Raw genomic sequence first — 3,820 nt, forward strand, 5'->3', positions numbered from 1 at the left:
GCATGCAGCAGTTCCAGGTTGTCCACCTTGAGGCTCAGCTGCCGGGCGTCGGCCAGCGACCAGCCAGCGGCCAGCTTCAGTTTGTCGAACACCATCTTCGGTTCTTCGAACCATTCCGGCATATTCAATTCCAGGCCCGGCGCATCGAAGTTGATGCTGCCGCCCTTCTCGTTCGCTTCCAGCGTGCCGCTCAGGTGATCGAAGCCCGGCAACGCAGGAATCGCTGGCGCGCCGGGGTTCTTGCCCGACTTCGGAATGGCAGGGCGCGATTCGAGTGCATTCAAGCCCAGGTCCGACACCTCGGCCTTGACCTTGAAGCTGCCCGGCGCAGGCAGCGCGCCACGCCATTCGGCCGCCAGGTTCTGCACACGTCCGCGCGGCGACAGTGCATCCAGCAGGTCGCGCTGGATTGGCGGCAGCGGCAGGCGCGTCGCCAACTGGGACAGGATGGCCAGATCCAGCGACTTCGCCTTCATCTCGCTCACTTCCGGCTGGGTGGTGGTAGCGGGCAGATGGCGGAAGGAACCGGTGGTTGGCGTCAGCTCCACGCCATCGCGCGTGCGCACGGACAGATCGGTCAGGCTGATGCTGCGGCCCAGCGAGCCAGGCGGCGCCTTGGCTGCCACCAGCGTGGCTGGCATTTCTTCCTGCGCGGTGACGCGGCCATGCAAGGCCGCCACATCGAGTTCGGGCAATTCGGCGTCCAGCTTGGCGACCACGTTTTCCAGCGCCAGGTCGGCGGTCACGCCGGTGGCGCGGGCGCGATCGATACTGACCCAGGCGCGCGCCGCGCCGGCGCCGGACTGCACTTCGACATTGGCCGGAATATAGGTGGACCAGGCAGCCAGATCGGCGTAAGGCACGCTGGCGTACAGCTCGCCCCGCCACTGCGCCACGTCAGATATCCGGCCGAAAGCGGGATGCGAGAAATCGGCGCGCACATCCAGCGGCTTGCCGAGCGTCGCAGGCGGCGTCGCCTTCACGGCAAACTGGTGGCGGCGCCACTTGTTCATCATCAGGAAGCTGACGTTGTCCAGGGTCAGTGCCGGCGTGCCGCGCTGCAGATCGGTCCAGTCCACGCGGCCGTCGCGGATCACCACTTCGCGCTGCGACAGCAGCCAGTCGGCGCCCTTGCCATCGCTCTTCTTCGTTGGATCGATCAGGATGCCGGCGGCGTACAGCTTACCGTCCGCCTCACGCCGCACTTCTAGGTCGGGACGGATGAATTCCAGGGATTCGAAACGCAGGCTGCCGGCCGGCACGCTCCACCACGACAGCGTGGCGGACACGCTGGGCAGCAGCAACGCCTGTTTGCCCTGCGCGTCGCGCAGGATCACATCGCCCAGGAACAGGTTGGGACGCAAACCTTTCCAGGAAGCGTAAATGCGGTCGATGGTAACGGGGTTACCGACAGCACGCGTCGCCAGGCGCTCGAAGTCGCCTTTGTAGTGGTCGATGTTCGGCAGGATGATGTAGCGCAGCGCCAGGAACATGATGGCGAACGCAAAATACAGCAGCAGAACCAGCTTGATCGTGAAGCCGAGTACGTGGTGCGTGGCCAGATTCCAGAAGCGGTAGGCAGCCTGCAGCCGGTGCCAGCGGGACAACAAAGGCCCCTCTTCCGCCACCACCTCCTCCACCGAATTTTCCTTTATTACGCTCAAGCCAAGCCTTTGTTAATTCAGACAATTCTACCGCATGGACCCGCTAAACTATGTTCCAATAGCTAGGCTTTTACATTACTTCACAAATTCCTGATGACCGCACCAAGCCTCGTTTCCGCCTCCCGTTTTTACCAGCGCTGGCTGGCCGCTGCAGCGGATCGGCAAGCCAAAGTTGATGCCATAGCGCAATTATCGCTTGCCTCGCTGAATTTTGCTGAATTTTTGGCAAAAGAACGCAACACTGGCGAGGGAAATCCCCTGCCTTTGGCCAGGGGCATGCGGCGTCTGCGCAACCTGGTGATCGCCGGCCTGATCCGGCGCGACCTGGAGGGCAAGGCGGATCTGAACGAGGTGGTCACGACCATGACGCGGCTGGCCGATTTCGCCATCCGCGAGCATTTGTTCGAGCTCGATGCGGAAATGAGCGCGGCCCACGGCGCCCCGATTGGCGCGGACTCCGGCGCCGAGCAGCAGCTGATGGTGCTTTCCATGGGCAAGGGCGGCGGCGGCGAGCTGAATGTGTCGTCCGACATCGACCTGATTTTCGTTTATCCGGAAGATGGCGATACGGCGGCCGGTCCCGGCCAGCGCTCGCTGTCCAACCACGAATATTTTGTCCGCCTCGGCAAAAAGCTGATCGCGGCCATCGCCGAAATCACGGAGGACGGCTTTACCTTCCGCGTCGACATGGCGCTGCGTCCGAACGGCGCCTCCGGTCCGCTGGCGGCCAGCCTGGGCATGGTGGAGAATTACCTGATCGTGCAAGGGCGCGAGTGGGAGCGCTACGCCTGGGTGAAGGCGCGCGCCGTCACCGGCCATGCGGTCGATATCGCCGCGCTGGACGCCATCGTGCGTCCCTTCTGCTTCCGCCGCTACCTGGACTTCGGCGTGATCGACGCTATCCGCAGCATGCACGCCCAGATCCGCGCCGAAGTGAATCGCCAGGAGCGCCTGCATCCTGACCGCAGCAATAATGTGAAGCTGGGCCGTGGCGGCATCCGCGAAATCGAATTCCTGGCCCAGGTGTTCCAGCTGATCCGCGGCGGGCGCGATCCCAGCCTGCGCGGCCGCTCCACGCGCGAAACCCTGAAACTGCTGCCGGAAAAAGGCTTGCTGGCGGCCGACGTGGTGGAACGCCTGCTGGCCTCCTATACCTTCCTGCGCAACCTGGAACACCGCTTGCAGTACCTGGACGACGCCCAGACCCACACCATTCCTGCCAATGAAGCCGACCAGGCAGTCGTGGCGCAGATGATGGGGATGCCCGATGCCGCCAGCCTGCTGGCCGAGCTGGAAGCCCACCGCCAGTTCGTCGCCGAGCAGTTCGACGCCATCTTCGCCGACAAGAGCGGCAATAGCGATGACGTCGATCCCGACACCAGCAACGATTGCGCCGATCCCGACAACCGCGAAGCCATCGAAGCCCGCTTTACGGGGCTGGGTTACAGCGATCCCGCCGCCGCTGCACAGCGCCTGATCGCGACCTGGCAATCGCCCAAGCTGGCCAGCATGCCGGAAGCAAGCCGCAACAAGCTGGTCGCCCTGATCAATGCCGCCCTGCCCCAGATCGCGCGCGCAGCCGAAAGGAACAGCGCCGGCACCCAGCTGGCGACGCTGGGCCGCCTGCTGGACTTTCTGGAAGCGATCGCGCGCCGCTCAGCCTATCTGTCTCTGCTGACGGAGTATCCGCACACGCTGGAACGCGTCATCAATATGATGCACACCAGTGGYTGGGCCGCCACCTTCCTCAACCAGCATCCGATCCTGCTGGACGAGCTGCTGGATGACCGCCTGCTCAATACCAGCTTCGATCCCGCCGCCGTGGCGCTAGACCTGCAGCGTCAGCTGGCCACCGCGCCGGACGACACGGAACGCCAGCTCGACATCCTGCGCGAAGTCCACCACGTGCAGCTGTTCCACCTGCTGGCGCAAGACCTGGCGGGCGACCTGACCGTGGAGCGCCTGGCCGATCATCTGTCCGCCCTGGCCGACGTGATCGTGGCAGCCGTGGTGCAAGCCGCGTGGCAGAACATTCCCAAGCGCCACCGCGAAGTACCGAAGTTCGCCGTCATCGCTTACGGCAAGCTGGGCGGCAAGGAACTGGGGTACGTTTCCGATCTCGATGTGATCTTCCTGTTCGACGACGACGACCAGGA

The 3,820-nt window shown here is 64.0% G+C and carries 2 protein-coding genes; one reads left to right on the plus strand and one right to left on the minus strand.

The genetic code is table 11. From position 1 onward, the window contains the following. The coding region (locus AB4Z11_RS26200) for a YhdP family phospholipid transporter (protein WP_442028772.1) at positions 1-1,640 on the minus strand (1,640 nt) is incomplete at its 3' end. A 117-nt stretch (positions 1,641-1,757) separates the two neighbouring features. Here AB4Z11_RS26200 and glnE point away from each other — a divergent pair. Then, on the plus strand, positions 1,758-3,820 hold a 2,063-nt coding region (gene glnE / locus AB4Z11_RS26205), incomplete at its 3' end, for a bifunctional [glutamate--ammonia ligase]-adenylyl-L-tyrosine phosphorylase/[glutamate--ammonia-ligase] adenylyltransferase (RefSeq protein WP_442028773.1).

Source organism: Pseudoduganella sp. RAF53_2, from assembly GCF_052113985.1.
Taxonomy (GTDB): Bacteria; Pseudomonadota; Gammaproteobacteria; order Burkholderiales; family Burkholderiaceae_D; genus Rugamonas.